At 73.5% G+C, this 26,277-nt stretch carries 24 protein-coding genes and 1 tRNA gene; 11 read left to right on the top strand and 14 right to left on the bottom strand.

The window, feature by feature from the left end; translation table 11 throughout:
• Positions 1-182 precede the first annotated feature (182 nt).
• Together ACIQUR_RS04725 and ACIQUR_RS04720 are read left to right on the top strand one after the other, a co-directional pair.
• A complete protein-coding gene (locus ACIQUR_RS04725) occupies positions 183-1,187 on the top strand; it encodes a zinc-binding dehydrogenase (RefSeq protein ID WP_403658280.1) in 1,005 nt (334 codons plus the stop codon).
• Between the two features lie 59 nt (positions 1,188-1,246).
• Entirely contained in the window at positions 1,247-1,717 is a 471-nt protein-coding gene (locus tag ACIQUR_RS04720; protein WP_403658277.1) for a GNAT family N-acetyltransferase, read from the top strand.
• 160 nt (positions 1,718-1,877) lie between these two features.
• Here ACIQUR_RS04720 and ACIQUR_RS04715 read toward each other — a convergent pair whose 3' ends face one another.
• From ACIQUR_RS04715 to ACIQUR_RS04705, 3 genes are all read right to left on the bottom strand, one after another.
• Positions 1,878-2,783 (bottom strand): aminoglycoside phosphotransferase family protein, encoded by a 906-nt coding sequence (locus ACIQUR_RS04715; RefSeq protein ID WP_403658274.1) that lies wholly within the window; start codon positions 2,781-2,783, stop codon positions 1,878-1,880.
• On the bottom strand, positions 2,780-3,439 hold the full coding sequence (locus tag ACIQUR_RS04710; protein WP_403658271.1) for a LysE family translocator: 660 nt from the start codon (positions 3,437-3,439) through the stop codon (positions 2,780-2,782). The genes ACIQUR_RS04715 and ACIQUR_RS04710 overlap by 4 nt, the downstream gene beginning before the upstream one ends.
• Positions 3,440-3,642: 203 nt before the next feature.
• Complete coding sequence (locus ACIQUR_RS04705) at positions 3,643-4,395, bottom strand: DsbA family protein (RefSeq protein ID WP_403658268.1); 753 nt, start codon at positions 4,393-4,395, stop codon at positions 3,643-3,645.
• A gap of 179 nt (positions 4,396-4,574) precedes the next feature.
• Between ACIQUR_RS04705 and ACIQUR_RS04700 the strand changes: the two genes are divergently transcribed.
• Entirely contained in the window at positions 4,575-5,990 is a 1,416-nt protein-coding gene (locus ACIQUR_RS04700) for an NAD(P)/FAD-dependent oxidoreductase (protein WP_403658265.1), read from the top strand.
• A 116-nt stretch (positions 5,991-6,106) separates the two neighbouring features.
• Here the strand turns inward: ACIQUR_RS04700 and ACIQUR_RS04695 are convergent, their stop codons facing one another.
• Both ACIQUR_RS04695 and ACIQUR_RS04690 read right to left on the bottom strand, forming a co-directional pair.
• Positions 6,107-7,840, bottom strand: coding sequence for an FG-GAP repeat domain-containing protein (locus tag ACIQUR_RS04695; RefSeq protein ID WP_403658262.1), 1,734 nt, complete (start codon positions 7,838-7,840; stop codon positions 6,107-6,109).
• 198 nt (positions 7,841-8,038) lie between these two features.
• Positions 8,039-8,112: transfer RNA gene (locus tag ACIQUR_RS04690), tRNA-Thr, on the bottom strand.
• A gap of 183 nt (positions 8,113-8,295) precedes the next feature.
• Between ACIQUR_RS04690 and ACIQUR_RS04685 the strand changes: the two genes are divergently transcribed.
• The 4 genes from ACIQUR_RS04685 (at position 8,296) to ACIQUR_RS04670 (ending at position 12,817) form a co-directional block, all read left to right on the top strand.
• Positions 8,296-9,384 (top strand): ABC transporter ATP-binding protein, encoded by a 1,089-nt coding sequence (locus tag ACIQUR_RS04685; RefSeq protein ID WP_403658259.1) that lies wholly within the window; start codon positions 8,296-8,298, stop codon positions 9,382-9,384.
• A 266-nt stretch (positions 9,385-9,650) separates the two neighbouring features.
• Complete coding sequence (locus ACIQUR_RS04680; protein ID WP_403658256.1) at positions 9,651-11,435, top strand: hypothetical protein; 1,785 nt, start codon at positions 9,651-9,653, stop codon at positions 11,433-11,435.
• Between the two features lie 42 nt (positions 11,436-11,477).
• The gene (locus tag ACIQUR_RS04675) at positions 11,478-11,891 is read left to right on the top strand and encodes a hypothetical protein (RefSeq protein ID WP_399939106.1); all 414 of its coding nucleotides are present in this window, start codon (positions 11,478-11,480) and stop codon (positions 11,889-11,891) included.
• 161 nt (positions 11,892-12,052) lie between these two features.
• Positions 12,053-12,817, top strand: a complete 765-nt coding sequence (locus ACIQUR_RS04670) for an NDP-sugar synthase (RefSeq protein ID WP_403658253.1) — start codon at positions 12,053-12,055, stop codon at positions 12,815-12,817.
• A 200-nt stretch (positions 12,818-13,017) separates the two neighbouring features.
• Here the strand turns inward: ACIQUR_RS04670 and ACIQUR_RS04665 are convergent, their stop codons facing one another.
• Positions 13,018-14,613 (bottom strand): DoxX family membrane protein, encoded by a 1,596-nt coding sequence (locus tag ACIQUR_RS04665; RefSeq protein WP_403658250.1) that lies wholly within the window; start codon positions 14,611-14,613, stop codon positions 13,018-13,020.
• A gap of 205 nt (positions 14,614-14,818) precedes the next feature.
• On the opposite strand from ACIQUR_RS04665, the gene rfbB reads away from it, so the two are divergent.
• Positions 14,819-15,805, top strand: coding sequence for a dTDP-glucose 4,6-dehydratase (gene rfbB, locus ACIQUR_RS04660; RefSeq protein WP_403658247.1), 987 nt, complete (start codon positions 14,819-14,821; stop codon positions 15,803-15,805).
• On the top strand, positions 15,802-16,770 hold the full coding sequence (rfbD, locus tag ACIQUR_RS04655; RefSeq protein ID WP_403658244.1) for a dTDP-4-dehydrorhamnose reductase: 969 nt from the start codon (positions 15,802-15,804) through the stop codon (positions 16,768-16,770). The genes rfbB and rfbD overlap by 4 nt, the downstream gene beginning before the upstream one ends.
• Here rfbD and ACIQUR_RS04650 read toward each other — a convergent pair.
• The 6 genes from ACIQUR_RS04650 to ACIQUR_RS04625 all read right to left on the bottom strand — a co-directional run bounded on the left by ACIQUR_RS04650 (position 16,660) and on the right by ACIQUR_RS04625 (position 22,057).
• A complete protein-coding gene (locus ACIQUR_RS04650; RefSeq protein WP_403658241.1) occupies positions 16,660-17,286 on the bottom strand; it encodes a dTDP-4-dehydrorhamnose 3,5-epimerase family protein in 627 nt (208 codons plus the stop codon). The two genes, rfbD and ACIQUR_RS04650, sit on opposite strands and share 111 nt — an antisense overlap.
• 22 nt (positions 17,287-17,308) lie before the next feature.
• Positions 17,309-18,265: a 23S rRNA (guanosine(2251)-2'-O)-methyltransferase RlmB gene (gene rlmB / locus ACIQUR_RS04645; protein WP_403658238.1), complete on the bottom strand. Its 957-nt coding sequence runs from the start codon at positions 18,263-18,265 to the stop codon at positions 17,309-17,311.
• 106 nt (positions 18,266-18,371) lie between these two features.
• Complete coding sequence (gene cysS, locus ACIQUR_RS04640; RefSeq protein ID WP_403658235.1) at positions 18,372-19,772, bottom strand: cysteine--tRNA ligase; 1,401 nt, start codon at positions 19,770-19,772, stop codon at positions 18,372-18,374.
• A 107-nt stretch (positions 19,773-19,879) separates the two neighbouring features.
• Positions 19,880-20,389, bottom strand: a complete 510-nt coding sequence (gene ispF, locus ACIQUR_RS04635) for a 2-C-methyl-D-erythritol 2,4-cyclodiphosphate synthase (RefSeq protein WP_403658232.1) — start codon at positions 20,387-20,389, stop codon at positions 19,880-19,882.
• On the bottom strand, positions 20,379-21,158 hold the full coding sequence (gene ispD / locus ACIQUR_RS04630) for a 2-C-methyl-D-erythritol 4-phosphate cytidylyltransferase (RefSeq protein WP_403658229.1): 780 nt from the start codon (positions 21,156-21,158) through the stop codon (positions 20,379-20,381). Before ispD ends, ispF begins: the two co-directional genes overlap by 11 nt.
• 416 nt (positions 21,159-21,574) lie before the next feature.
• Positions 21,575-22,057 carry a CarD family transcriptional regulator gene (locus ACIQUR_RS04625; protein ID WP_003953493.1) on the bottom strand — a complete coding sequence of 161 codons (483 nt, stop codon included), beginning with the start codon at positions 22,055-22,057 and terminating at the stop codon, positions 21,575-21,577.
• Between the two features lie 616 nt (positions 22,058-22,673).
• Here ACIQUR_RS04625 and ACIQUR_RS04620 point away from each other — a divergent pair.
• On the top strand, positions 22,674-23,342 hold the full coding sequence (locus ACIQUR_RS04620; protein WP_403658226.1) for a DUF461 domain-containing protein: 669 nt from the start codon (positions 22,674-22,676) through the stop codon (positions 23,340-23,342).
• A 110-nt stretch (positions 23,343-23,452) separates the two neighbouring features.
• Here the strand turns inward: ACIQUR_RS04620 and ACIQUR_RS04615 are convergent, their stop codons facing one another.
• Complete coding sequence (locus ACIQUR_RS04615; RefSeq protein WP_042813788.1) at positions 23,453-24,133, bottom strand: response regulator transcription factor; 681 nt, start codon at positions 24,131-24,133, stop codon at positions 23,453-23,455.
• On the bottom strand, positions 24,130-25,380 hold the full coding sequence (locus ACIQUR_RS04610; protein ID WP_403658224.1) for a sensor histidine kinase: 1,251 nt from the start codon (positions 25,378-25,380) through the stop codon (positions 24,130-24,132). Before ACIQUR_RS04610 ends, ACIQUR_RS04615 begins: the two co-directional genes overlap by 4 nt.
• Positions 25,381-25,585: 205 nt before the next feature.
• Between ACIQUR_RS04610 and phoU the strand changes: the two genes are divergently transcribed.
• Positions 25,586-26,257, top strand: coding sequence for a phosphate signaling complex protein PhoU (gene phoU, locus ACIQUR_RS04605; RefSeq protein ID WP_399939077.1), 672 nt, complete (start codon positions 25,586-25,588; stop codon positions 26,255-26,257).
• The last annotated feature ends 20 nt before the right edge of the window (positions 26,258-26,277 follow it).

Genomic DNA, 26,277 nt, shown 5'->3' with positions numbered 1-26,277 from the left:
GCAGCATCCGGAACGCACGACGCGCACCAGGCAGCACCACCGCGTGACCCGCACCACCCGAACCACCCGCACGAGGCAACACCACCCGAACCACCCGCACGACCCGCACCACCACCCGAACCACCCGCACCACCACCCGGGAATGCGCACCGGAACCGGACCGTACGAGCCAGGGAGTCCCCATGCACGCCATCCGCCTGCACGCCTTCGGCCCCGCCGAGAACCTCGTCTACGAGAAGACCGACGACCCCCTGCCCGGCCCCGGCCAGGTCCGCATCGCCGTCGAGGCCGCGGGCGTGCACCTGCTCGACACCGCCCTGCGCGAGGGCGACCGGGGCCCCCTGCCCGCCCTCCCCGAGCTGCCGACGGTGCCCGGCCGCGAGGTCGCGGGCACGGTCGAGTCGCTCGGCGAGGGCACCGACCCCGCCTGGCTCGGCAAGCGGGTGGTGGCCCACCTGGGCATGGTCCCCGGCGGGTACGCCGAACTGGCCGTCACCGACGCCGGCCGGCTGCACGAGATCCCCGCGCACCTGGACGCGGCCCGCGCCGTCGCGATGATCGGCACCGGCCGCACGGCCATGGGCATCCTCCAGTTCACCGAACTCGGCCCCGACTCCGTCGCCGTCGTCCCGGCCGCGGCCGGCGGCATCGGCACCCTGCTCGTCCAGTACGCCAAGAACGCCGGCGCCACGGTGGTCGGCCTGGCCGGCGGACCGGCCAAGACCGCGGCGGTCGAGGCGAACGGCGCCGACCTGGCCGTGGACTACAACCTCCCCGACTGGCCCCTCCGCGTCCGGGAGTTCCTCGGCGAGCGGCGGGCCACGGTCGTCTTCGACTCGGTCGGCGGCGAGCCCGGCCGCGCCGCCGTGGACCTGCTGGGCCCCGGCGGCCTGCACCTGGTCTTCGGCTGGTCGAGCGGCGGCATCCACGAGGGCGGCCCGCTCACGTTCACGGAGGAGGAGCAGGCCGCGCGCGGGATCGTCTCGGAGCAGGTGCTGGGGCCGGTGATGCTGGGCAAGGCGGGCGGCGACAACCCCGTACGCGTCCTGGAGACCCGCGCGCTGGCGGAGGCGGCGGCGGGCCGGCTGACCCCGGCCGTCCAGCGCTTCCCCCTGGCCGGGGCGGCCGCCGCCCACCGGGCGCTGGAGGGACGCGCCACGATGGGCAAGGTGGTGCTGGTGCCCTGACGCGGCCCCCGGGAGCGACCCTCCTGAACGTCCACACCCCGGACACCTAGGCTCGGGCCATGATTCGTACCGCAACCCCCGCCGACGTCCCCGCGATCCACACGATGGTCCGTGAACTCGCCGCGTACGAGCGGGCCCTGGACGAGGCCCGCGCCAGCGAGGAGCAGCTGCACGAGGCGCTCTTCGGCGAGCGGCCGGCCGCCTTCGCGCACATCGCCGAGACCGACGAGGGCGAGGTCGCCGGCTTCGCGCTGTGGTACCTCAACTTCTCGACCTGGCGCGGGGTCCACGGCATCTACCTGGAAGACCTGTACGTACGGCCCGAGATGCGCGGCGGCGGCCACGGCAAGGCGCTGCTGACCGAACTGGCCCGGATCTGCGTGGAGCGCGGCTACGAGCGGCTGGAGTGGTCGGTGCTGGACTGGAACACCCCGTCGATCGACTTCTACCGCTCGCTGGGCGCCCTCCCGCAGGACGAGTGGACCGTCTACCGCCTCACGGACGAGGCCCTGACGAAGCTGGGCTCCTGAGGCACGGCCTCCATGGGCCGTACCCGCCCCCGCGACCGGGTACGGCCCGCACCCGCCCCGGCCCGCCCGGCCGATCCCCCCCAGCCCATCCCCGCCCGTCCGATCCCCGCCCGTCCGACGCCACCCGGCCGATCGGCCCAGCCCAGCCCAGCCCACGCCCCTACCCCCGCCCCAACAGCACCTCCGCCACCCGCACCTGACGGTCCGGAAGACAGGATTCGCCGTCCTCCACCTCCCACAGCAGGTTCTGCAGCACCCGCCCGAGGGTCCAGGCGCGGGCGCGCTCGCGGTCCAGGCCCAGCACCTCGGTCATCAGGTCGAAGCGGCGCCGGACCGCGGCCGGGTCCCAGCGGTTCACCAGGGCGGGCAGCAGCTCGAAGCCGGGGTCGCCGGACAGCGGCTTCGGGTCGATGGCGAGCCAGGGCTCGCGCCCGCCGGCCAGCACGTTGTCGTAGTGCAGGTCCCAGTGCAGCAGCCGGTCCCCCGGCTCGCCGGCCACCTCCGCCACGGCGGCCGCGCAGTCCCGCAGCAGCGCCCGCTCACCGGCGTCAGCCAGCTCCGCCTCCGCCTCCGGTACGCCGTCCAGCATCCCGGCGGTGACGTCGCCGAGCCGTCGCAGCCCGGCCGGCGCCGGCCGGGCGGTGAGCCGGGCCAGCAGCTCCGCCAGGATCCGGGCCGCCTCGTCGGGGTCGGCCAGGGCGGAGAGGTGCCGGCCCTCGTCGAGCCGCTCCAGCAGCATCGTGCCGGTGACCGGATCCTCCGCGAGGAGCCGTACGGCCCCCTGCCCGTCCCACGCGCGCAGCGCCGCCGCCTCGCCCGCCGTCTCCTCGTCCCGCAGCTGGAGCTTGAGCACCGCCCGCGCACCGTCGGCGGCGCGCGTCACGGGCAGCACCAGCGCGCACATCCCGTGCATCGGCGGGCCGTCGGGCCGCAGCCCCCAGCGGTCCAGGAACGCGGCGGCGCGGCCGGGCAGGGCGGTCACGAAGGCGCGTCCGGCCTCGCCGTTGAACTCCACCTGCGCCTCGTACAGTTCGCGCGGCACCTCGACCGCCGGCCGGGCGGTCACTCGGCCCGGCCCGTGACGGCGACGGTCGCGCCCAGCCCGATCATGGCGAGGCCGCCGGTGCCGCCGACCGCCCGCATACGGCGCGGCGAGCGGCCGAACCAGTCGCGCGCGGCCGATGCGGCCAGCCCCCAGGTGACGTCGGTCAGCAGGGCGAGGAGGGTGCCGGCGAGGCCGAGGAGCAGCATCTGCGCGACCACGCCGCCGGCCTGCCGGTCCACGAACTGCGGCAGCATCGCGGAGAAGAAGACGATGCTCTTGGGGTTGGTCGCGCCCACCAGGAAGCCCTCCCGCACCTGTCGGGCGAAGCCCGCCTCCCGGGCGGGCGGCGCGTGCTCGGCGAGGGCGTGGGCGCGCGCGGCGCTGCGGCCCCAGTTGGCCCGTACGGCCTTCACCCCCAGCCACACCAGGTAGCCGGCGCCGGCGAGTCTGACGGCGGTGAACAGCAGCACCGAGCGCTCGACCAGCGTGCCCACGCCCAGCGCGACGGCGACGACGAGCAGGTAGCTCCCCAGCCAGTTGCCCAGCACCGAGGCGAGGGCGGCGCGGCGGCCGTGGGCCAGGGCCCGGCCCACGATGAACAGGACGCTGGGGCCGGGGACCACGACCAGGACGAAGGTGACCGCGCAGAACGCGAGGAGTCGATGGGGATCGGCCATGCCCCGATCATGACGCGGCGGCCGGAGAACACGCCAGAAGCCCCCGCCGCCCGCTCCGCCCCGCACGCGGCGACCCGACCGCCCCGCCCGGCACGCGGCGGCCCGACCGCTCCGTCCCGCACGCGGCGGCCCGCCCGCCCCGCCCCGCACGCGACCCGACGGCCCGGGCCGTGCCACGCCCCGCCCGCCCGTCGGCGGCCGCCTCAGGCGATCCCGACGCCCTTCAGCGTCTCGGCGAAGGCCTCGGCGTCGAACATCGACCGGTCCTGGACGCCCACGGGCTCGCCGTCGACGAGCACCAGCGGCGTGCCCTGCGCCCCGGTGGCCTCGAAGGCCGCCTCGGACCGCACGGCCCAGTCCCGGTACGTCATGTCGCGCACCGCACGGTCGAACTCGGCGCCCCGCAGCCCCGGCACCTCGGAGGCGATCTCCAGCAGGCGGGCGTCCGTGAAGGCGCCCCGGGGCTGGCTGGCGAAGACCGCCGCGTGGTACTCCGCGAACCTGCCCCGGTCCACCGAGGCCCGCAGCGCGTTCACCGCCTTGAGCGAGCCGCTCCCGCCCTGGTCGAGGAAGGAGGCCAGCAGGTACTCGACCTTCACCTTCCCGTCGGCCGCGGCCTTGAGGAGCTCCTCGCCGCCGGCGCCCTCGAAGACCCGGCAGTACCCGCAGTGCGGGTCGACCATCACCCGGGCGGTACGCGGCGCCGCCGGGTCGCCCACCACGATCGTGGTGCCCTCGGCCTTCGCCGGGAGCTCGGCCAGGCGGTCCGCGATGGGGCTGGTCCGCACCTCGCCGTCCGGCCGGTCCGCCGCGAGGGCTCCGCTGCCCGGTCCGCCGCCGGAGGAGCAGGCCACCGCGGTGCCGGCCAGCACCGCCACCGCGGCCGCCGCCGCCACGCCCCGTGCGAGGCGCGGGAGGCGGCCGGCCCGTCGTACGCCCTTCCCCATGACGACCATCGGGCAATTCCTCTCGAAAGCGGCAGAAAGCTACAGATCACCCCGACGCTAGCCGCGCGAAGCCCACCCCTCGCACCGCCGAAGGGCCCGAGTCACGGGACAGAAGGCCCACACATCCCTACCCGGGCCCTACACCCTGTCCCTGGACCGCCCGCCGGAGACGGGTGTACCAACACCCCATGAGCAGCGCGACGACCAAGACGCCGGAGCCGGTCAACGGCGGCATCTCCTTCTGGTACGCCCAGGACGGCACGCCCCCGCCCCGGGAACCGCTCCCCGGCGACACCACGGCGGACGTCTGCGTCGTCGGCGGCGGCTACACCGGCCTGTGGACGGCGTACTACCTCAAGCAGGCCGCGCCCTTCCTGCGCGTCACCGTCCTGGAGCAGAAGTTCTGCGGCTACGGCGCCTCCGGCCGCAACGGCGGCTGGCTCTACAACGGCGTCGCCGGCCGCGACCGCTACGCGAAGGTGCACGGCCACGAGGCCGCGGTCCGCCTCCAGAAGGCCATGAACGACACCGTCACCGAGGTCGTCGACACCGCGGCCAAGGAGGGCATCGAGGCGGACGTGCACCGCGGCGGCGTCCTGGAGGTGGCCTACACCCCGGCCCAGCTCGGCCGGCTCAAGGCCTTCCACGCCGCCGAGCTCTCCTACGGCGAGGACGACCGCGAGCTGTACGGCGCCCGCGAGACCGCCGCGCGCATCCGGATCGCCGGCGCCGTCGGCTCCTCCTGGACCCCGCACGGCGCGCGCCTGCAGCCCGCCAAGCTCGCCAAGGGGCTGGCCGCGGCGTGCGAACGGCTCGGCGTCGTCATCCACGAGTCGACCCCGGTCACCGAGATCGCCAAGGGCCGGGCCGTCACCCCCTACGGAACCGTCCGCGCGCCCTACGTGCTGCGCTGTACCGAGGGGTTCACCGCGAGCCTGAAGGGCCACCGGCGCTCCTGGCTGCCCATGAACTCCTCGATGATCGTCACCGATCCGCTGCCCGACGCCGTGTGGGAGACCATCGGCTGGGAGGGCCGGGAGACCCTCGGCGACATGGCGCACGCCTACATGTACGCCCAGCGCACCGCGGACGGCCGGATCGCGGTCGGCGGGCGCGGGATCCCGTACCGCTTCGGCTCCCGCACCGACAACGACGGCCGCACCCAGCCGGCCACGATCGACGCCCTGCGCGAGATCCTGGTCCGCTTCTTCCCGCAGCTCGCGGGCACCGGTATCGCGCACGCCTGGTCGGGTGTGCTGGGCGTGCCGCGGGACTGGTGCGCCACGGTCACCCTGGACCGGGCCACCGGCCTGGGCTGGGCGGGCGGGTACGTCGGCTCGGGCGTCGCCACCGCGAACCTGGCCGCCCGTACCCTGCGCGACCTGGTCCAGCAGGACTCGGGCCAGTCCGGGCCCACCGACCTGACCACGCTCCCCTGGGTGAACCACCGGGTGCGGCGCTGGGAGCCGGAGCCCTTCCGCTGGGCCGGGGTGCACGCCCTGTACGCCGCCTACCGCGCCGCGGACCGGCGGGAGGCCGCCACCCACAGTGCGGTGACGGCCCCCCTGGCCCGGCTGGCGGACCGGATCTCCGGCCGCCACTGACCCCGCACGGTGGCCGCCCGGGCCGCGTACGGTCCGCCGCCCGGGCTCCGTACGGTCCGCCGCCCGGGCCGCGAAGAGGGACCGGAAGAGGGGCCGGAAGGAGCACGGCAGCAGGACTAGAAGAGCAGGTCCTTCGTGTTCCAGCCCGAGGCGACCTTCACCCGCGCGGCGAACGGCGCCTCCGCCTTGCCGGTGCCCTTCAGCAGCCACAGCGCCCCGGCCCCGTCGCGCGCCAGCAGGTCCGCGCGGCCGTCGGAGTCGAGGTCGCCCGGCACGACCAGGGCCTGGTACCCGGCCCACGTGCCGGGCACCGCGGCCCGGCGCCCGAACGGCGCGGCCGCCCTGCCCGTGCCCGGGTACAGCCAGACCTTGCCCGAGGCGTCCTGCGCGAGCAGGTCGGCCCTGCCGTCACCGGTCAGGTCGGCGCCGCCGGCCAGCCGGGCGAGGCCCTTCCAGCCGGTGCCGACGCGGACCCGGTCGGCGAAGGGCGCGGACGCCTTCCCCGTACCGGCGTACAGCCAGAGGCCGCCGGAGGCGTCCCGGGCCAGCAGGTCCGCCTTGCGGTCGCCGGTCAGGTCGCCGGCGCCGGCGATCAGGTCGTAGACGTTCCAGCCGCCGCCGACCTTCTTGCGCTCGTACAGGCCGCCGCCCTGCTCGCCCTCGATGTCGTAGAACCACAGCACGCCCGCGGCGTCCCGGCCGACGACCGGTCCGCCGGTGCTCTGGACGGTCATCGGCGCCAGCCGGGCGAGCGCCGTGTAGCGGCCCCAGTTGGAGTCGATGGTGTCCGCGCGCTCGAAGACGCGCGGGGCGCGGCCCGTGCCGACGTGGACGTTCAGGCTGCCGTCGGCCGCGCGGCGCAGCAGCTGGTAGCGCTCGCGGACGGGCGTGCCACCGGTGACGCCGAAGGTGCCCTGGGCGCCGGAGTCGCTCCAGCCGGAGGTGTACACGTTGTAGTTGGCGGAGGCGTCGATCTTCCACATGGGGCTCTTCGCCGCGGCCTTCAGCCGGTAGGTGATCTTCACGTCGCCGGGCTTCACGTCACAGCTGAAGCCCTCCCAGTACAGCTCCCCGGTCCTGGTCTCGCAGTTGCCCGCCCCGGCGCCCGCCTTGACGGAGACCAGTTCGACCTTCAGCTCGCCCGGGTCCCATGCGCGGAAGCCGCGGCTGGGCGAGAAACCGACGCTCAGCCTGCCCTTGTCGATGGCGTGGACGCTCACCGTGTGGGTGACCGAGCCGCCCGCGGGTACGGCCGGCAGGGTCAGCCGCACCTTGTTCTTCTTGACGTGCTCGGCGGTGAGCACCCGGACGCTGTGCGCCTCGACCGTGCCCTTGACCGGCGAACTGCCGGACAGCTGAGCGGCCTTGACGGCCTTGTCGATGCTGGTGCCGCGCGGCGCGTAAGCCACGCCGAAGTGCAGCCGGGTGTCGTCCTTCACCGACTCGCCGGCCGTCACCGAGGGGCCGACGTAACCGTTGTCCTCGCTGGTCGGGCAGAGGAAGACGCCCTTGGCGGTCGCCGAGGGCGTGCAGTCCAGGCCCGGCAGGGCGGTCATCCCGGCGGGCAGGCCGCCCTGGGCCCAGGACGCGTCGGTCAGCGGCGCCTTCGACAGGGCGTACACGAGGGTGCCGTTCGGGGTGCCGGTCAGCAGGTCGGGCCGCAGGGCGGCCGCCGAGCCTTCGCCGGGCGGGATCACGTGGTCGAGGTAGGTGAAGGAGTAGTCGTCGTTCCCGGCGGCCAGGGCGGGGCCCGCGGTCACGACACCCGTCGCGACCAGGGCCGCCGAGCCCGTCAGGACACCCCCGAGAACACCGAGGCGCCGCGCGCCCCGGCTCATGAATCCGCGCATGTTCGCGCTCCACACATGAAGGCGGCAGTGTGCCTGCCGCGGCAACGCCATGTTCCCCGCATGACGCGCCGATCAAGACGGTGCCGAGGGGCCCTGGGTTGCTCGCCCCGCCGGACTGGCGCCGGGAAGCAGCGCATGCGCCCGAGCTCCGGGATGCGCGGAGGCCCCCGGCCAGGTCGGGCTGGGGGCCTCCGGAAGAGCCGCCTGTCGGAATCGAACCGACGACCTCAAGATTACAAGTCAAGCGCTCTAGCCAACTGAGCTAAGGCGGCACGCCCGTGCAGTGTACCCAGGCCGCGGGACGGGTGGCGTTCGATATCTCACGTGCCCGGGGGTGCTGACAGGAGGCGGTCCCGGCAGGTAGCGTCGCCGGAGGTCCACCCAGGTGGACTAGACCCATCCTTCCTTTACTCGGATCGTCCGGCACGTTCCTGCCGGTGAAGGGACGCATCACCATGGCTTCCGTTACTTTCGACGGCGCGACCCGCCTGTACCCCGGCGCCGACAAGCCCGCCGTCGACGCGCTGGACCTCGAGATCGAGCACGGCGAGTTCCTCGTCCTGGTCGGCCCCTCCGGCTGTGGCAAGTCCACCTCCCTCCGCATGCTCGCGGGCCTGGAGGACGTCAACGGCGGAGCGATCCGCATCGGCGACAAGGACGTCACGCACCTGCCGCCGAAGGACCGCGACATCGCGATGGTCTTCCAGAACTACGCGCTGTACCCGCACATGACCGTCGCCGACAACATGGGCTTCGCGCTCAAGATCGCCGGCGAGGACAAGGCCACCATCCGCCGGAAGGTGGAGGACGCGGCGAAGATGCTGGACCTCACCCAGTACCTCGACCGCAAGCCGAAGGCGCTCTCCGGCGGCCAGCGCCAGCGCGTGGCCATGGGCCGCGCGATCGTCCGCAAGCCGCAGGTCTTCCTCATGGACGAGCCGCTGTCGAACCTCGACGCCAAGCTCCGCGTGTCGACCCGCACCCAGATCGCCGCGCTCCAGCGCAACCTGGGCATCACCACCGTCTACGTCACCCACGACCAGGTCGAGGCCATGACCATGGGCGACCGGGTGGCCGTGCTGAAGGACGGTCTGCTCCAGCAGGTCGACACCCCGCGCAACATGTACGACCGCCCCGCGAACCTCTTCGTGGCCGGCTTCATCGGCTCCCCGGCCATGAACCTGGTCGAGGTCGCGATCACCGACGGCGGCGTGAAGTTCGGCGACAGCGTCGTCCCGGTCTCCCGCGCGGCCCTGGCCGGCGCCACCGACAAGGGTGACAAGACCGTCACGGTCGGCATCCGCCCGGAGCACTTCGACCTGGTGGAGGAGGGCGGCCTGGCCGTCCAGGTCAACGTCGTCGAGGAGCTCGGCGCCGACGGCTACGTCTACGGCACCGCCGAGGTCGGCGGCCGCAGCACGGACCTGGTCGTCCGCGTGAACGGCCGCCAGGTCCCGGAGAAGGGCTCCACGGTCCACGTGGTGCCCCGCGGCGGCGAGACGCACGTCTTCTCGACGTCGACGGGCGAGCGCCTCTCCGACTGACGCAGGTCACCACGGCTGCACCGAAGCGGCGGGCTCCCCGGGGACCCCGCCGCTTCCCCGTCCCCCCACCGGACCGCCGGACCCACCCGCGGAGAGGCAGGCCCGGCGGAGCCGGGCACCCGCGAAGCCCGGCGGAGCCGGCCCCCGCCGCCGGTACCGGCCGGCACCCGGCACGGCACCCGGCACGGGACCCGCACCGCCACCGCATTGCGCCACCCGGCCCCCTCCGGTCGCCGGAGCACCGGCACCCCGGCAGCGTGGGCCACATGGCTCCGGTCCCCCTCCCGATCTGCGCCCCGCCCCCGCGCCCGCGCCTCGCCGCACCGCCGCCGAGCCGCGTGCCGCTGCTCGCCGTGTGCCTCGCGTACACCGCGCTCCAGCTCCTGGCCGTCGTACCCGGCAGCCCCCTCGGCTGGGACGAGACCGTGTACGTCAGCCAGGTCAGCCCCCAGGCCCCGGCCGCCTTCTTCAGCGCCCCGCGCGCCCGCGGCATCACCCTCCTCGCCGCGCCGGTCACGCTGGTGACCACCGGCACCACGGCCCTGCACGTCTGGTTCGCGCTGCTCTCCGGCGCGGCCCTGTACCTCGCCTTCGCCGTCTGGCGCCCGCTGCTGCCCTCCCCCGTCGTCACCACCGCAGCCGGCCTCTTCGCCGGCCTGTGGGTGACGCTGCTGTACGGCCCCCAGGTCATGCCCAACCTGTGGGTGGCCTTCGGCGTCCTCGCCGCCGTCGGCTGCTTCCTCCGCTGCCTGCCCCGCCGGCCCGCCGACCCCCTGGCCGCCGTCGCCGGCCGCGCGTACGGGGCCGGCTCCGCGTACGCCCCGGGCTCCGCCTACCGCACCGACCAGCCGCACGCCACCGGCCTCCCGTACGGCACCGCCCGCGCCTACACCACCGACCTCCCCTACGGCACCGCCCGCGCCTACGGCCCCCCGGCCGCCCGCACGCCCGGCGGCCGGGCCCGCCCGCTGGCCGGGCTCGCCGCCGCCGCGGCCCTGGTCGCGCTGATGCGCCCGGCCGACGCCCTCTGGCTCCTCCTCCCCCTCGCGGCCGTGGCCCTCTGGCGCCGCGCCCCCCTCGTCCTCGCCGTGCTCTGCGCGGGCCTGGCCGTCGGCGGCGCCGAGTGGGTGGTCGAGGCGTACGTCCGCTACGGCGGCCCCGCCGCCCGCCTGCACCGGGCCGGCGAGATCCAGGGCGGCTTCGGCTGGCACCCGGCGTTCGCCGACCAGGTGCGGGCCCTCACCGACGGCCGCACCCTCTGCCGCCCCTGCGAGGGCGCCGTGCGCCGTCCGCTGCTCGCCCTGTGGTGGCTGCTGCTGCCCGTCGCCACCGCGGCCGGGCTGTTCCTGGCCCGCCCGCTGCGGCCGGCCCTCGCGGTGGCCACCGCGGCCGCCGCGTCACTGGCCGTCCCGTACCTGCTGCTGCTCGGCTACGCCGCCCCGCGCTTCCTGCTGCCCGCCTACGCCCTGCTCTCGCTCCCCGTCGCGGCCGGGCTGGTGGCGGTCGCCCGCCCGTCCGCCGTGCGGCCCGACGCGGCACGGCCCGCCGGAGGCCGCCCGGGGCGGCCGGCCGCACTCGTCCTCGCGCTGGCCCTCGCCGCCCACCTGGCCGTCCAGTTCGCCGTACTCGACCGCGTCGCCGACCGGGCGCGGGAGAGCGGCGCGGCCTTCGAGCGCGTCCGGGCCGAGCTGCGCCGCCACGGCGTCGTACCGCCCTGCGTCGTGACCGGGTACGAGGCGGTGCGGCTCGGCTACGCGCTGGGCTGCGCCTCCCGCCAAGTCGGCGGCCACGACGGCAGCATCGAACCCGCCGGCCTCCAAGCGGCCGCCCTCACCCGCCCGGTGGCGCTGCTCACCGCCGACGCCGGTCCGCCGCCCCGGTACGCACGGGACTGGGACGAGGTGCCGCTGCCGCCCCTCCCCGGGACTCCGGAACTCCGGGCCCTCCTGTCGCCCAGTACGACGAATACCCCGGCAGAACGGGCGCTTTCGAGCCCCGTGCGTCAACAGCCCATTCGAAAAGCCACGTCGAACCATCCCTCAACAGGGTGACTAAATGTCGCCAAATCTTCACCGAGCGCTACTCTCGCCCTCGTGACCCACACTGCCCGCCGTATCGGCCGATCCCTCGCCCTGGTCCTGCCCGTCGTCCTGGTCCTGTCCGGGACCCTCGCGGTCACCATGGTCCCCTGGGCCGACAACGCCCCGTCCCAGATCCTCACGGCCTCCGCCGAGAACGTCTCCGTGCCGGCCAAGTCCCGTGCGCCGCAGGACGTTCTGCGCGAGAAGCTCCTCGGCGAGCTCCAGGCCAAGAAGGACCCCGGGCTCGTCCTGACCCACCTCCAGCAGGAGGTCGACCGCAGGCCCTCGCTCGCCGAGTACTGCGGCGGGATCGCCCGCGCGCTGGGCCGCGCCGCCGTGAACATCTACGGGCCCACCAAGGCGCAGACGTACGCGCGCCCCGTGTGCGACACCTCCTTCGCCTCCGGCGTGGCCTCCTTCGGCTGAACCGGCCCCGTACGGAACTCCGTCCGGGACTCCGTACGGGCGCTCCGTACGGACCCCACGGCGGCAGCCGAGTCCGCCGCGCCCCCCGCACGGTGGCGGCCCGGGCCCCGAGCACCCGGGCCGCCACGCCGCGGGCACCCGCCCCGCATAGGCTGCGGGGCATGACGGCAGACCCCTCAGCCACCACCGCAGACACCGCGGCCGCGTTCCCCGCCGCCCCGACCCAGGCAGTCGTCCTGGCCGGCGGCCAGGGATCGCGGCTGCGTCCGTACACCGACGACCGCCCCAAGCCGATGGTCGAGATCCCCGGCACGGGCGTGCCGATCATCGGCCACCAGCTGGCCTGGCTGGCGTCCGAGGGCGTCACCGACGCCGTCGTGTCCTGCGGGCACCTCGCCGAGGTGCTCCAGGAGTGGCTCGCCGGGGCCGACCTCCCGCTCCGGGTGACCACCGTGGTCGAGACCGAGCCGCTGGGCCGCGGCGGCGGCCTCAAGTACGCGGCCGCGCACCTCCCGCACGCCGACCGGCCCTGGTACGCGACCAACGGCGACATCTGGACCCGCTTCTCGCTGCGCGAGATGGCCGCCTTCCACGAGGAGCGCGCCGCGACCGCGACCCTCGCGCTGGCCCGGCCGCGCATCCCCTGGGGCGCCGTGGAGACCAACGAGTTCGGGCACGTGCTGGACTTCATCGAGTCGCCGCCGTCGCCGTACCTGATCAACGCGGGCGTGTACGTGTTCTCGCCCGAGTTCGCCTCCCTGCTGCCCGACCGGGGCGACCACGAGCGCACCACCTTCCCGCGGCTGGCCCGCGAACGCCGCCTGGCCGGCTTCCCGTTGCCGCAGGGCGCCTACTGGCGGGCGATCGACACCGCGAAGGACCTCACCGAGGCGGCCAAGGAACTCGCCTCCCAGCGGGGCGCGTAGCCGCCCCGCGGCGGCCCGCCGGGGGCGACGCGAGCACACCGCACCGCAACGCGAAGCCCCGCCACTGCCCGCCACCGCCCGCGGCGGCTTGCGGCGGCCCACTGCGGCCCGCGGGCGGAACGCGAAGGGGCCGGGCGGCGGTACGCGGAAGGGCCCGGCGCACACCCCGTGCGCCGGGCCCTTCCGCGTACCGTGCCGGATCAGCCCAGGAGGCCGCCGACCAGCCCGCCCCGCTGCTCCTGCGGCGGCTCGCTGCCGCTGCCGCCACCGCTGCCGCCCGTGCTCGACCCGCCGGACGAGGTCGGACCGGCCGAGCTCGACGACGGCGTCCGCGGCGAGCTCTGGCGCGGGGACGACTCGGTGCGGCCGGCGCCCTGGGTGGCCGTCGGCGACTGCGCGCCGGACGAGGCGGATTCCCGTACCCGCTCCGGCTTCGTGCGCTCCGCCTTCGGCGCCTTGGTGGCCTCCGCGGACGGCTCGCCGGTCTTCGCCGGCTTCCGGACCGCCTTGCGGGCCTTGCCCGGCTCCGTCGGGAGCGGGGACCCCGGCAGGTAGTTGCTCGGCGCGTCCTCCGGTCCCGGCACGGTGACCACCGTGGTCGAGCGGACCGCGCCGCCCAGCAGGGAGCCGATCAGCAGCGTGAGGCCGACGACCAGGGTGGCCATGACCGCGCCGCGCCGCAGCACCCGGCGGCGCAGCTCGCCCAGCCCGGCACGCGGGCCGAGCGTGCGCCAGGCCTCGCCGGCCAGCCGGCCGTCGAGCGAGTAGACCGGGGCGCCGGCGATGATCAGCGGGCTCCAGGCGGCGAGGTAGATGATGTCCGGCGCGTCGTACGCCGGTACGGTCCGCCAGCTCACGGTCATCAGCAGGGCCGCCGACAGCAGCGTCCCGATGCAGGCCGCGAACCGCTGCCAGAGGCCGAAGACCGTCAGCACGCCCACGATGACCTGGAGGAACGCCACGCTCAGCCCGGCGCCGACCGGGTGGGCCAGCGCGAAGTCCCGCAGCGGCTCGGCCAGCGCCCAGGGGTGGAGGGTGTGCAGCCAGGTGACCATGGAGCCGCGCTCGCCGCCGTCGAAGTACACGGGGTCGCACAGCTTGCCCATGCCGGCGTAGATCGAGATGAAGCCGAGGAACACCCGCAGCGGCAGCAGCACCACGCCGAGGTTCATCCGGCGGCCCGGGAAGTAGGCCTCCACGGCCGGGTCCACGGGGGCCCGGCGGGCGGCGCTGATCTCCGCCACGTCCTGGCCGTACGCGTCGGTGCGCCCGTAGTCGGCGGTGTACCCCGAGTCGTACGGGGCCCCGATGGGACGCCCGAAGTCCCGTACGGGCGTGAGGATCTGGGTGTCGTCGTCCACGGCGGAGCGCTGGCCGACGACCGTCGGCGTCGGCATGGTGTCGTCGCCGAGCTCCACGCGCGGGATGACCTGGGTCGCCGCCCCGCCCCCGGCGTCCGCCCCGGCGCCCCACGAGGTGCGGGCCCCGGCCTCGCGCACGGCCTGGAGCAGCCCGCCGGTGGCCGCCGCGTCACCGCCGGGCCCCGCCTTTCCGCTCCACACGACGGGGGCCCGCCGTCGCGCGCCGGCGGCGGCACCGGCCACGGCGCCGGCACCTGCGGCGCCGAGGACGGGCATCCTGGCGGGGGCCGCGCCGGCCTTGGGCCGCCCCTTGGGGGCGAGCTGCACGCGGAAGCTGGCGTGGTTGACGATGACCTGCGCGGGGTCGCACGGCACCTTGACCATGCTCAGCGAGGGCTGGTCGTCGAACCTCGGCGTTCTGGTGTCCACACTCATCTAACCGAGTGATGAGTGTTTAGGACACTGCCTTGACAGCAGGGATATGTCCGAGACCCGTCAAGATCCGGCCACCTTGACCCGCCGGGGAACGCGTGAACGAACCCCGGTCGCCCCGCCTGCCTCCGCGACCTGCGCGCCCCCGCCAGAGCGCGGGCGCCGACATTCTTGTCCGCACGAGCGACGGCACCCTAGGGTCAAATTCATGAATCTCCTGATAACCGGTGGAGCCGGATTTATCGGCTCGCATTTCACCGCCTTCGCACTCGGCGGCGGACCGCACTTCACCCAGGACGTCCGTGTCACCGTGCTGGACAGCCTGACCCGGTCGGGCAATGCGGCGAATCTCGATTCCGTGGCCACCGACCAGAGATTCCGCTTCGTCCACGGCGATATCCGCGACGCACGGCTCGTCGACCGGGTCGTGCAAGGGCACGACGCGGTGGTGCACTTCGCTGCAGAAACCCACGTGGATCGCTCCATCACCTCGGCCGGCCCGTTCGTGGCGACCAATGTGGTGGGTACGCAGGTACTGCTGGATGCCGCCCTGAGGCATTCCGTCGGACGCTTCGTCCACGTGTCCACCGACGAGGTCTACGGATCCATCAGCGACGGATCGTGGTCGGAGTCCAGCCCACTGAAGCCCAACTCGCCCTACGCTGCGTCCAAAGCGTCCGCCGACCTCCTCGCGCTCTCCTACCAGCGCACGCACGGCTTGGACGTCGTCGTCTCCCGCTCCTCGAACACGTACGGGTCGCGCCAGTTCCCCGAGAAGCTGATACCGCTTTTCCTCACCAATCTGATGGAGGGATTGTCCGTCCCCCTCTACGGCAGCGGGCAGAACGTCCGCGACTGGCTGCACGTGTCCGACCATTGCCGAGCCATCGCCCTGATACTCCACTGCGGACGGTCCGGAGAGGTGTACAACGTCGGAGGCGGTACGGAGCTGACCAACGAGGATGTCACCGCGCGATTGCTGAGCGCCTGCGACGCCGGATGGGACATGGTCGACCGGGTTCCGGACCGGAAAGGGCACGACCTGCGGTACTCACTCGACACCCGGAAGATAGCCGCCGAGCTCGGATACGCCCCACAGAGGAAATTCGACGAGGCGATCGAAGAAACGATCAGGTGGTACCGGGACAACCGTTCCTGGTGGTACCCGCTCAAAGCAGCGGCGGCTCTGACGTGACCGCCCGATGGCTCGTCACCGGCGCGGGCGGCATGCTGGGCCGCGACCTCGTCGGCGTCCTGCGCGCCAGGGGCCACGACGTCACCGCGGCCACCCGCGCCGACCTCGACATCCGCGACGCCTCGGCCGCCCTCCGCTGCGTCGCCGGGCACGACGTGGTCGTCAACGCCGCGGCGTGGACGGATGTCGACGGCTCCGAGCGGAACGAGGCGGCGGCTACCACGGTCAACGGAGCCGGTGTCGGCAACCTGGCCCGCGCCTGTGACGCTCACGGCGCCAAGCTGATCCAGGTGTCCACGGACTACGTCTTCTCTGGCGAGCACGCCTCGGGAAGGAACACCACCTACACCGAGGACTCCCCGACCGGGCCGGTCAACGCGTACGGGAGGAGCAAGCTCGTCGGAGAACGCGCCGTCGCGGAGCTGCTCCCGCACAGCGGATACGTCGTGCGCACGTCGTGGCTGTACGCGGGTCACGGCAGGAACTTCGCGACCACGATGCTGGACCTGGCCGCTCGCCAGGAAACCGTGCAGGTCGTCACCAACCAGCGCGGACACCCGACCTGGTCCGCAGCCCTGGCCGGCCGCCTGGCCGAGGCGGGCACCAGGGCGATCGCCGGCGCCCTGCCTCCAGGCACCTACCACGGCACCGGGACGGGGCACACGACCTGGTTCGAACTCGCGAGAGCGATCTTCGAGCTCTCCGGACTCGACCCGGAACGGGTTCGGCCCACGACCTCCGGCTCACTCGGGCGTCCGGCCAGGAGGCCGGAGCGCTGCGTCATGAGCCAGGACCGCTGGCGGACGGCGGGCCTGCCGCCGCTGCCGCCTTGGCGGGACCAGCTGGCCGCCGCGCTACGGACCCCCGACTTCGCCCGCCGGTCGGCGCTGGCCCGCCTCTCCCTCCCGCACGACACAGGCCGCATAGTCCGGAAGGATCCCCGACGCTCGCGCGGCAGCCAGTGACGGGGCCGCCGAATCGCGCTCCGAGAGCACGGGCCGGTCCGTCGGCCAGTCGATGGCCAAGGCTGTGTCCAGGGGGTCTATCGCGTGCTCCAAGTGCGGCGCGTAGGTCTGGGAGCTCAGGTAACACAGCGTCGCGTCGTCGGTGAGGGCACAGAATCCGTGCCCCAGCCCCGCCGGTATGTACAGCGCCGTGCGGTCGACGTCGTCCAGCCGCACGGCCTCCCACCGCCCGAAACCGGGGGAGCCCACGCGCAGGTCCACGACCACGTCCAGCACGGCGCCGCGGACACACGTCACGTACTTGGCCTGGCCGGGCGGCACGTCGGAGAAGTGGATCCCCCGGACGACGCCCTTGGCGGATACGGAGACGTTCGCCTGGGCGACCGCCATGGGGTGCCCCGTCACATCGGCGAGGAGGTCGGGCCGGAACCACTCCAGGAAGGCTCCCCGGGCATCGGTGTGCTGCTCCGGGCCGATCTCCCAGCATCCACTGACCGACAGCTCGGAGAACCTCACGGCACCCACCGCCCCCGGAGGGTCAGCCCCGCTTGCGGGCGGCCTCGTACAGGACCACGCCGGCGGCGACACCGGCGTTCAGGGACTCCGCCCCGCCCGGCATCGGGATGCGGACCAGGAAGTCACAGGTCTCGCCGACCAGCCGGCCCAGGCCCTTGCCCTCGCTGCCGACGACGATGACGACCGGCCCGGACAGCGCCTCCAGCTCCTGCACCTCGTGCTCGCCCTCGGCCGCCAGGCCGACGACCGTGATGCCGGCCTTCTTGTAGTCCTGGAGCGCACGGGTCAGGTTCGTGACGCGCGCGACCGGCGTACGGGCGGCGGTACCGGCCGACGTCTTCCACGCACCGGCGGTCATGCCGGCCGCCCGCCGCTCGGGGATGACCACGCCGTGGCCGCCGAAGGCGGAGACGGAGCGGACGATCGCACCCAGGTTGCGCGGGTCGGTGACGCCGTCCAGGGCCACGATCAGCGGGTCCTCGCCGGCGTCGTACGCCTCGGCGGTCAGGTCCTCCGGGTGCGCGTACTCGTACGGCGGCACCTGGAGCACGAGGCCCTGGTGGTTCAGCCCGCCGGTCATCCGGTCGAGCTCGGGGCGCGGGGCCTCCATCAGGTTGATGTTGCCGCGCTGCTGGGCGAGCGCGAGGGCCTCGCGGACGCGCTCGTCGTTGTCGATGAACTGCTGGACGTACAGGGTGGTGGCCGGCACGCCGTCGCGCAGCGCCTCGAAGACCGGGTTGCGGCCCACGACCATCTCGCTGGTGCCCTTGGGGCCGCCGCGGCGCGGCGCGGGACGGCGCTTGGCCGCCTGGCGGGCCTTGGCGTTGGAGATGCGGAAGGCCTTGTGGCCCTTGCGGTCCTCGGCCTTGGGCGTGGGGCCCTTGCCCTCGAGGCCCTTGCGCCGCTGGCCACCGCTGCCGACCGTGGCGCCCTTCTTGTTGGACGTGCGGCGGTTCCTGCGCTGGCTGTTCCCGGCCATGACCTACCTGTTTCGTTTCTGCAGACGTGTGTACGTAATGAAGTGTGCCGCCCGGAGGCCCGGGCGGCACCTGTGGACGGCCCCGTGACCGGGCCCGCGGCCGCGGCTAGCGCTGACCGAGGCTCCAGCGGGGGCCGGCCGGGCTGTCCTCGATGACCAGACCGGACTGGTTGAGCTGGTCGCGGATGGCGTCGGCGGTCGCCCAGTCCTTGCGGGCCCGGGCGGACTCACGCTGCTCCAGGACCATGCGCACGAGGGTGTCGACGGCGCCGTGCAGGTCCTCGCCGCGCTCCGCCTCGCCCGCCCAGTGCGGGTCCAGCGGGTCGAGGCCGAGGACGCCGAGCATCGCGCGCACCTCGGCGAGGCGGGCGACGGCGCCCTCCTTGTCGTCGGCGGCCAGCGCGCTGTTGCCCTGCCGGACGGTGGTGTGGACGATCGCGAGCGCCTGCGGGACGCCCAGGTCGTCGTCCATCGCCTCGGCGAAGGCCGGGGGCACCTCGTCGGCGGGCTCGACGGCCTGACCGGCCATCTCGGTCACCCGCTGGCAGAAGCCCTCGATCCGCGCGAACGCCGCGTCGGCCTCGCGCAGCGCCTCCTCGCTGTACTCGATCATCGAGCGGTAGTGCGGGGTGCCCAGGTAGTAGCGCAGGACGATGGGCCGCCAGTTCTTCAGCATCTCGGAGACCAGCACCGAGTTGCCGAGGGACTTGGACATCTTCTCGCCGCTGAGCGTCACCCAGGCGTTGTGCACCCAGTACTTCGCGAACTCGTCGCCGTAGGCCTTGGCCTGGGCGATCTCGTTCTCGTGGTGCGGGAAGATCAGGTCGATGCCGCCGCCGTGGATGTCGAAGGCGGAGCCGAGGTACTTGTGGGCCATGGCCGAGCACTCCAGGTGCCAGCCGGGACGGCCGCGGCCCCAGGGGGTCTCCCAGGAGGGCTCGCCGGGCTTGACGGCCTTCCACATGGCGAAGTCGCGCGGGTCGCGCTTGCCCGTCTCGCCCTCGCCCGAGGGCTGGAGCAGGTTGTCCAGCTCCTGGTTGGACAGCTCCAGGTAGCCGGGGAAGGAGCGCACGTCGAAGTAGACGTTGCCGTCGGCCTCGTAGGCGTGGCCGCGCTCGATCAGGCCGCGCATCATCTCGACCATCTCGGTGACGTGGCCGGTGGCGCGGGGCTCGTAGGTCGGCGGGAGGCAGCCGAGGCCGTCGTAGCCGTCGTTGAAGGCGCGCTCGTTCTCGTACCCGATGGACCACCAGGGGCGGCCCTGGTCAGCCGACTTGGCGATGATCTTGTCGTCGATGTCCGTGACGTTCCGGATGAAGGTCACGTCGTAGCCGCGGTAGGTGAACCAGCGGCGCATGATGTCGAAGTTCAGGCCGGAGCGGATGTGCCCGATGTGCGGGGCGGCCTGCACGGTCGCGCCACAGAGGTAGATCGAGACACAGCCCGGCGTGAGCGGGGTGAAATCGCGGATCTGCCGGGCGCTGGTGTCGTACAGGCGAATAGTCACGGCATCCAGGGTAGTGCTCCTGCGGCAGTGCCCCGCGACCCTTTCGGGGCGCGGGGCGGGTTTGTTGCCGAAGTGCGGCCGGGATTCGTGGCGGACGCGGTGGGGAGTCAGCTCCCGCTCGTGCGGTACACCAGCGCGGTCGCGATGGCGGCGAGGCCCTCGGCCCGGCCGGTCAGGCCCAGGCCGTCGGTGGTGGTGCCGGAGACGGAGACCGGCGCGCCGACCGCGGCGCCGAGCGCCTTCTGCGCCTCCTCGCGCCGCTTGCCGACCTTCGGCCGTACGCCGATGACCTGCACGGACACGTTCCCGATCTCGAAACCGGCGGCGCGCACGATACGGGCGGCCTCACCCAGAAGCGTGACACCGGAGGCGCCCGACCACTCGGGGCGGGAGGTGCCGAAGTGGGCGCCGAGGTCCCCGACGCCGGCCGCGGAGAACAGGGCGTCGCAGGCGGCGTGGGCGGCCACGTCGCCGTCGGAGTGCCCGGCGAGCCCGTAGCCCTCGTTCTCGGGGCCGTCCCAGAGCAGGCCGGCGCACCACAGCTCGCGGCCCTGCTCGAAGGCGTGGACGTCGGTGCCGATGCCGACGAGGGGGATCAGGGGCTGCTCAGTAGGCATCGGTGGCCCTCCTGCGGGCGAGTACGGCCTCGGCGAGCACGAGGTCCAGCGGGCGGGTCACCTTGAAGGCCTCCTCGTGCCCGGGCACGAGGACGACGGGCACGCCGAGCAGCTCGACGAGCCCGGCGTCGTCCGTGGCGCCCTCGCCGCTGACGGCGGTCTTCTCGTGGGCGCGCAGCAGGGTCTCGCGGTCGAAGCCCTGCGGTGTCTGCACGGCGCGCAGGCGGGCGCGCTCGGGCGTGGCGACGACCGGCTCGGGCTCGCCGCCGGTGCGCGGCTCGACCTCCTTGACGGTGTCGGCCAGCGGCAGCGCGGGCACGACGGCGGGGGCGCCGTCGCGGACGGCCTCGACGACGGCGTCGACGGTGTCGACGGGCACCAGCGGGCGGGCTGCGTCGTGGACCAGTACGGAGGTGACGTCCGCCGGGAGGGCCTCCAGGCCCAGGCGCACGGACTCCTGGCGGGTCTCCCCGCCGGGCACGACCAGGAAGTCGGTGCGCTCGGGCAGGGCGTGTTCGTCGAGGAGGTTCCGCACCTCGGCCGCCCCGTCGGGCGGGGCGACCACGACGACGACGCCGACGGCGCGGGAGCGCGCCATGGCCCGTACGGCGTGGATGAGCATCGGGATGCCGCCGAGGGTGCGCAGCGCCTTGGGGGCGCCGGGCCCCAGGCGTACGCCGCGGCCGGCCGCGGGGATCACCGCGGCGGTCCTCCCGCGGCTGCCGCCGGGGGTGTCCCCGGTGGTGGCGGGACGCGTTACGTCAGACATGCATGGCTCCGGACAGTGACGTCGTCGTGACATCGGTGGGGCGGCCAGGTTTGTCGCCTCGGCCGACGTGGGTATGGCCTGAAGGTGCCGGGCACGATGCCCTGACCGGGGCCCCTTCCGTGACGACCGGTCAAGCTGGCTGCCCGGGCCCGGCACGCCAGGGAGAGACGCTTCAGGGAACACGCGGGGCGGCGGCGGGCGCTCGCCCTGCGGGGAGTACAGCTGCGGGGAGTACGGCGAGTACGGGGTCGGAACCGGCGACGCGGCCGGACCCGGTGAGGTCGGACCCAGGGCCGGCCTCGGTGCGGGACCGGGGGCGGCTCCGGGTCGGACGCAGACATGCCGCAGCGCCCGGCGACAGAAGGACTGTCATCGGGCACCGCGGCACAACTGTCGCGCCTGGACGCAGGAACGCGTCAGGACGCGAGGACCTCGTCGAGGAGAGCCTCGGCCTTGTCCTCGTTGGTGTTCTCAGCGAGCGCCAGCTCGCTGACCAGGATCTGACGGGCCTTGGCGAGCATGCGCTTCTCGCCCGCCGACAGTCCGCGCTCGCGCTCGCGGCGCCACAGGTCGCGCACCACTTCGGCGACCTTGATGACATCGCCGGACGCGAGCTTCTCCAGGTTTGCCTTGTAGCGACGGGACCAGTTCGTCGGCTCTTCGGCGTACGGCGCACGCAGCACCTCGAAGACCCGGTCCAGCCCGTCCTGGCCGACCACATCGCGAACGCCGACGAACTCCGCATTGTCCGCGGGCACACGCACCGTCAGGTCGCCCTGGGCGACCTTGAGCACCAAGTAGGTCTTGTCCACGCCTTTGATCTGGCGAGTTTCGATGGCCTCGATCAGCGCGGCCCCGTGATGGGGATAGACCACGGTGTCGCCAACCTTGAACGTCATGTGACAGGTACCCCTTCCGTGGCTATCAAGAGTAACACGAGAACGGACTGTTCTGAATGGCGTTTCCGCAGGTCAGGGCATATCTCGGGGCTTGACAACACAGACGCGTACGTGCTGCGGAGGGCTTCCGGAGGGGGGTATTCGCAGGTCGGAGCGGCTGTGCGCACGAGGCGAAACGACCACGTTACACCTCCCGGGGGACCCGCACGAGGTGACGTACGTCCCGTTTTGCGTGGTTCGAAGCCGCGAAACGGAAGTACTCCGTTCGACTGGCGCACACCTGTCCCGGGTGCAATCCCGAATTGATCACGGAGGCCGCCGTGAAGCCGATCACGCTCCCGCTCCGGTGAAATGCCGGCCGGCGGAGGAAGAGATCCGGAAGACACCGCGGTAATTGATCACACGCGTTTTGTGAGCGCTATGTGAAGGCACGCGGGAAAGGAAGATCGGGGAGCCGGCCGGGAGGCGCTCCGCGCGGCGCGGAGGGTCGGGTGCGGACGCGGGGTGGCGGCTCGGTAACCTAAGCCCGCTGACACACCCTTAGGGCGGCTTTACCTGTCCAGGCAGAGCCCCCGTTCCGCCTAGACCGTCCTTCGTCCAAGGAGTTGCCGCCGCCGTGAGCCGCAGCCTTCGACGCGGCGCCCTTGCCGCCGCCGCCCTCGTCCTCTCGATCGGATCGCTCGCCGCCTGCGGCGCGGGCAACGACGCGCAGACCCTGCAGATCAAGCCGGACAACGCCGCGGCCGAGAAGGGCGACATCCAGGTCCAGAACGCCCTGGTGATCACCCAGCCCGTGCGCGAGGCCAAGGGCCCGGCCGTCGTCTCCGCGACGCTCTTCAACAACGGCACGGCCCCCCAGACCCTGGACGCCATCACCCTTCCGGGTGCCTCCGGGACCGTGAAGCTGAAGGCCGCCGAGGGCTCCGGCAAGATCGTCGTGCCCGGTGGCGGCTCCATCATCCTGGGCGGCAAGGGCAACGCCTCCGCCGTGATCGAGAACGGCCGCGAGGGCCTGGAGAACGGCGCCGCGCAGGAGGTCGTCTTCCAGTTCAGCCGGACCGGCGACGTCGGCCTGGAGGCCTTCGTCGTCCCGGCCACCGGCTACTTCGGCGAGTACGGCCCGTCCGAGCGCCCGGCCCTGCCGTCCCCGAGCACGTCGCCCAGCCCGTCCGCCTCCGCCTCGGGCGAGGCCGGCGGCCAGGCCACCCCCTCGCGCTCGGCCGGCACGCCGTCCGGCACCAGCGCCACCCCCTCGGGCTCGGCCTCGCACGCCGCCGGTCACTGACGCACCGCCCGTACGGGCACGCGGAAGGGCCCCCACCCGGCAGCGGGTGGGGGCCCTTGCCCGTACGTACGCACCTGGCCGGCCGGCACGGGTCACGCGCCGGGGGCGGCCTACGGCTCGAACTTGTAGCCCAGGCCGCGGACCGTGACCAGGTAGCGCGGGGCGCCCGGGTCCGGCTCGATCTTGGCTCGCAGGCGCTTCACGTGGACGTCGAGGGTCTTGGTGTCGCCGACGTAGTCCGCGCCCCACACCCGGTCGATCAGCTGCATGCGGGTCAGCACGCGGCCCGCGTTGCGCAGCAGCATCTCCAGGAGGTCGAACTCCTTCAGCGGCAGGTCGACCTTGGCCCCGCCGACCGTGACCACGTGGCGGTCGACGTCCATCCGCACCGGCCCGGCCTCCAGCGCGGCGGGGGTGACCTCCTCCGGCTCGCCGCGGCGGCGCAGGACCGCGCGGATGCGGGCGACCAGCTCCCGCGAGGAGAAGGGCTTGGTGACGTAGTCGTCGGCTCCTATCTCCAGCCCGACGACCTTGTCGATCTCGCTGTCCTTGGCGGTGACCATGATGACCGGCACGTTCGAACGGCCCCGCAGCTGACGGCAGACCTCCGTGCCCGGCAGTCCGGGCAGCATCAGGTCGAGGAGGACCAGGTCGGCGCCGTTGCGCTCGAACTCGTCCAGGCCGTCGGGCCCGGTCGCGGCGATGGCGACCTCGAAGCCCTCCTTGCGGAGCATGTAGGAAAGGGCGTCGCTGAAGGATTCCTCATCCTCGACGACGAGCACTCGGGTCACGGAAGGACCTCCGGGGCAGGGATGGCTGTTACTTGGTGGGACTCGGTGCGGTGGTCGGCGGATGCCGGTCCGGCGGTCGGCCGCTTCGGTTCGGCCGCGGCCTCGGGCAGCCGCAGCGTGAAGGTGGAGCCCTGGCCTTCGCTGCTCCACACCGTGACCTCGCCGCCGTGCGAGGCGGCCACGTGCTTCACGATGGCGAGGCCCAGGCCCGTACCGCCCGTGGCGCGGGAACGGGCGGGGTCGACGCGGTAGAAGCGCTCGAAGATGCGCTCCCGGTCCTTCTCGGGGATGCCGATGCCCTGGTCGGTGACGGCGATCTCGATCAGGTCCCCGCCGGGCGCCGCGACGCGGCGGCCGGCTATGCCCACGCGGGTGCGGGCCGGGGAGTAGTTGACGGCGTTCTCGACGAGGTTGCCGAGGGCGGCGGCGAGCTGGCCGCGGTTGCCCCAGACCCGCAGGTCGGCGGTGCCGCCGGCGGCCATGGTGATCTGCTTGGTGGAGGCGGTGTGCCGGCAGCGGTCGATCGCCTCGGCGACCAGGGTGTCCACCCGGACCGGCTCGGCGTCCTCCAGGGGGTCGTCGTTCTGGACCCGGGAGAGGTCGATGAGCTCCTGGACGAGGTTGGTGAGGCGGGTGGCCTCGATCTGCATGCGTCCGGCGAAGCGGATGACGGCCTCCGGGTCGTCCGAGGCGTCCATGACGGCCTCGGACAGCAGGGAGAGCGCTCCCACGGGCGTCTTCAGCTCGTGCGACACGTTCGCGACGAAGTCGCGGCGCACGGCCTCGATGCGGCGGGCCTCCGTGAGGTCCTCCACCAGCAGCAGCACCAGGCGCGAGCCGAGCGGCGCCACCCGGGCGGAGACCGCCAGGGCCTCGCCGCGGCCGGTGCCGCGCCGGGGCAGGTCCAGCTCGACCTGCCGTATCTCTCCGTCCCTGCGGGTGTCGCGCGCCATGTGGAGCATCGGCTCGACGGCGAGCTTGCCGCCGCGCACCAGGCCCAGCGCGTACGCGGCCGAGCTGGCCTTCACCACGCTGTCGCCCTCGTCGAGCACCACCGCCGAGGAGCGGAGCACCGAGAGCACGGTGTCGACGCCGGGCGGGAGCACCGCGTTGAGATCGGGGCGCATGGAGCTCCGCGTGGGGCGGGCCTGGTCGCGCTCGCTCCAGCGGAACGCCAGCATGGCGATCACGCCGGTGCACAACCCGGCGATCGCTGCCGCTGCGGCGACCGCCGCGTTCACGTCCATGCATCCAGGTTAAGCAGGCACGACGACAGTTCCACAGCCGTTCGGGTGGCACCTCGAACAGTCGTCGCCCAGAGTTCACCGTGACGACCGTACTGATTCACTTGTGGTGCCGGAGTCCGACGCGTGGGCCGCGCACCGTGGGAGCGTGGGGGTCGAAGCGACACGAAACCCCCGGCCCCCGGCAGTAACGAAGAGAGGGACACCCATGCGGGACGCGTACCACGAGGAACTGGACTCGATCGGCGACGGCCTGGTCGAGATGGCCCGGCTCGTCGGTTCCGCGATCGGGCGGGCCACCACGGCCATGCTCGACGCCGACCTGAAGCTCGCCGAGAGCGTGATCGCCGCTGACCAGAAGATCGACGACCTCCAGCACGACCTGGAGGCCCGCGCCATCGCCCTGCTGGCCCGCCAGCAGCCCGTCGCCACCGACCTGCGCATCGTCGTGACGTCCCTGCGCATGAGCGCCGACCTGGAGCGCTCCGGCGACCTGGCGCAGCACGTGGCGAAGCTCGCCCGGCTGCGGTTCCCCGACACGGCGGTGCCGCGGGACCTGCACGCCACGATCCTGGAGATGGGCCAGCTGGCCCAGCGGCTGATGGCCAAGGCCGCCGAGGTGATCATCACCAAGGACGTCGACCTGGCGATGCAGCTGGAGACGGACGACGACGAGATGGACCAGCTGCACCGCACGCTGTTCCAGCACCTCATGGACGACCGCTGGAAGCACGGCATCGAGACGGCCGTGGACGTGACGCTGCTGGGCCGCTACTACGAGCGGTTCGCGGACCACGCCGTGTCCGTGGCCAAGCGCGTGGTGTACCTGGTGACGGGCGAGCACGCGGACGAGCTGCAGACGCCGGTGGAGGCGTCCTGACCGTCTCCCGGCCGTGCACG

This window comes from Streptomyces sp. NPDC101132, assembly GCF_044759225.1.
Taxonomy (GTDB): Bacteria; Actinomycetota; Actinomycetes; order Streptomycetales; family Streptomycetaceae; genus Streptomyces.
This window is presented reverse-complemented; position numbering and strand designations above follow the sequence as displayed.

Excerpts from the sequence above, each read along its gene's own strand:
- ACIQUR_RS04610 (WP_403658224.1), bottom strand. The coding sequence starts at position 25,380 with ATGGACGTGAACGCGGCGGTCGCCGCAGCGGCAGCGATCGCCGGGTTG.
- ACIQUR_RS04680 (WP_403658256.1), top strand. The coding sequence starts at position 9,651 with ATGGCTCCGGTCCCCCTCCCGATCTGCGCCCCGCCCCCGCGCCCGCGC.
- ACIQUR_RS04725 (WP_403658280.1), top strand. The coding sequence starts at position 183 with ATGCACGCCATCCGCCTGCACGCCTTCGGCCCCGCCGAGAACCTCGTC.
- ACIQUR_RS04685 (WP_403658259.1), top strand. The coding sequence starts at position 8,296 with ATGGCTTCCGTTACTTTCGACGGCGCGACCCGCCTGTACCCCGGCGCC.
- ispF (WP_403658232.1), bottom strand. The coding sequence starts at position 20,389 with ATGCCTACTGAGCAGCCCCTGATCCCCCTCGTCGGCATCGGCACCGAC.
- ACIQUR_RS04665 (WP_403658250.1), bottom strand. The coding sequence starts at position 14,613 with ATGAGTGTGGACACCAGAACGCCGAGGTTCGACGACCAGCCCTCGCTG.
- ispD (WP_403658229.1), bottom strand. The coding sequence starts at position 21,158 with ATGTCTGACGTAACGCGTCCCGCCACCACCGGGGACACCCCCGGCGGC.
- ACIQUR_RS04670 (WP_403658253.1), top strand. The coding sequence starts at position 12,053 with ATGACGGCAGACCCCTCAGCCACCACCGCAGACACCGCGGCCGCGTTC.
- ACIQUR_RS04710 (WP_403658271.1), bottom strand. The coding sequence starts at position 3,439 with ATGGCCGATCCCCATCGACTCCTCGCGTTCTGCGCGGTCACCTTCGTC.
- ACIQUR_RS04705 (WP_403658268.1), bottom strand. The coding sequence starts at position 4,395 with ATGGTCGTCATGGGGAAGGGCGTACGACGGGCCGGCCGCCTCCCGCGC.
- ACIQUR_RS04695 (WP_403658262.1), bottom strand. The coding sequence starts at position 7,840 with ATGCGCGGATTCATGAGCCGGGGCGCGCGGCGCCTCGGTGTTCTCGGG.
- ACIQUR_RS04720 (WP_403658277.1), top strand. The coding sequence starts at position 1,247 with ATGATTCGTACCGCAACCCCCGCCGACGTCCCCGCGATCCACACGATG.
- phoU (WP_399939077.1), top strand. The coding sequence starts at position 25,586 with ATGCGGGACGCGTACCACGAGGAACTGGACTCGATCGGCGACGGCCTG.
- ACIQUR_RS04625 (WP_003953493.1), bottom strand. The coding sequence starts at position 22,057 with ATGACGTTCAAGGTTGGCGACACCGTGGTCTATCCCCATCACGGGGCC.
- rfbB (WP_403658247.1), top strand. The coding sequence starts at position 14,819 with ATGAATCTCCTGATAACCGGTGGAGCCGGATTTATCGGCTCGCATTTC.
- rlmB (WP_403658238.1), bottom strand. The coding sequence starts at position 18,265 with ATGGCCGGGAACAGCCAGCGCAGGAACCGCCGCACGTCCAACAAGAAG.
- ACIQUR_RS04700 (WP_403658265.1), top strand. The coding sequence starts at position 4,575 with ATGAGCAGCGCGACGACCAAGACGCCGGAGCCGGTCAACGGCGGCATC.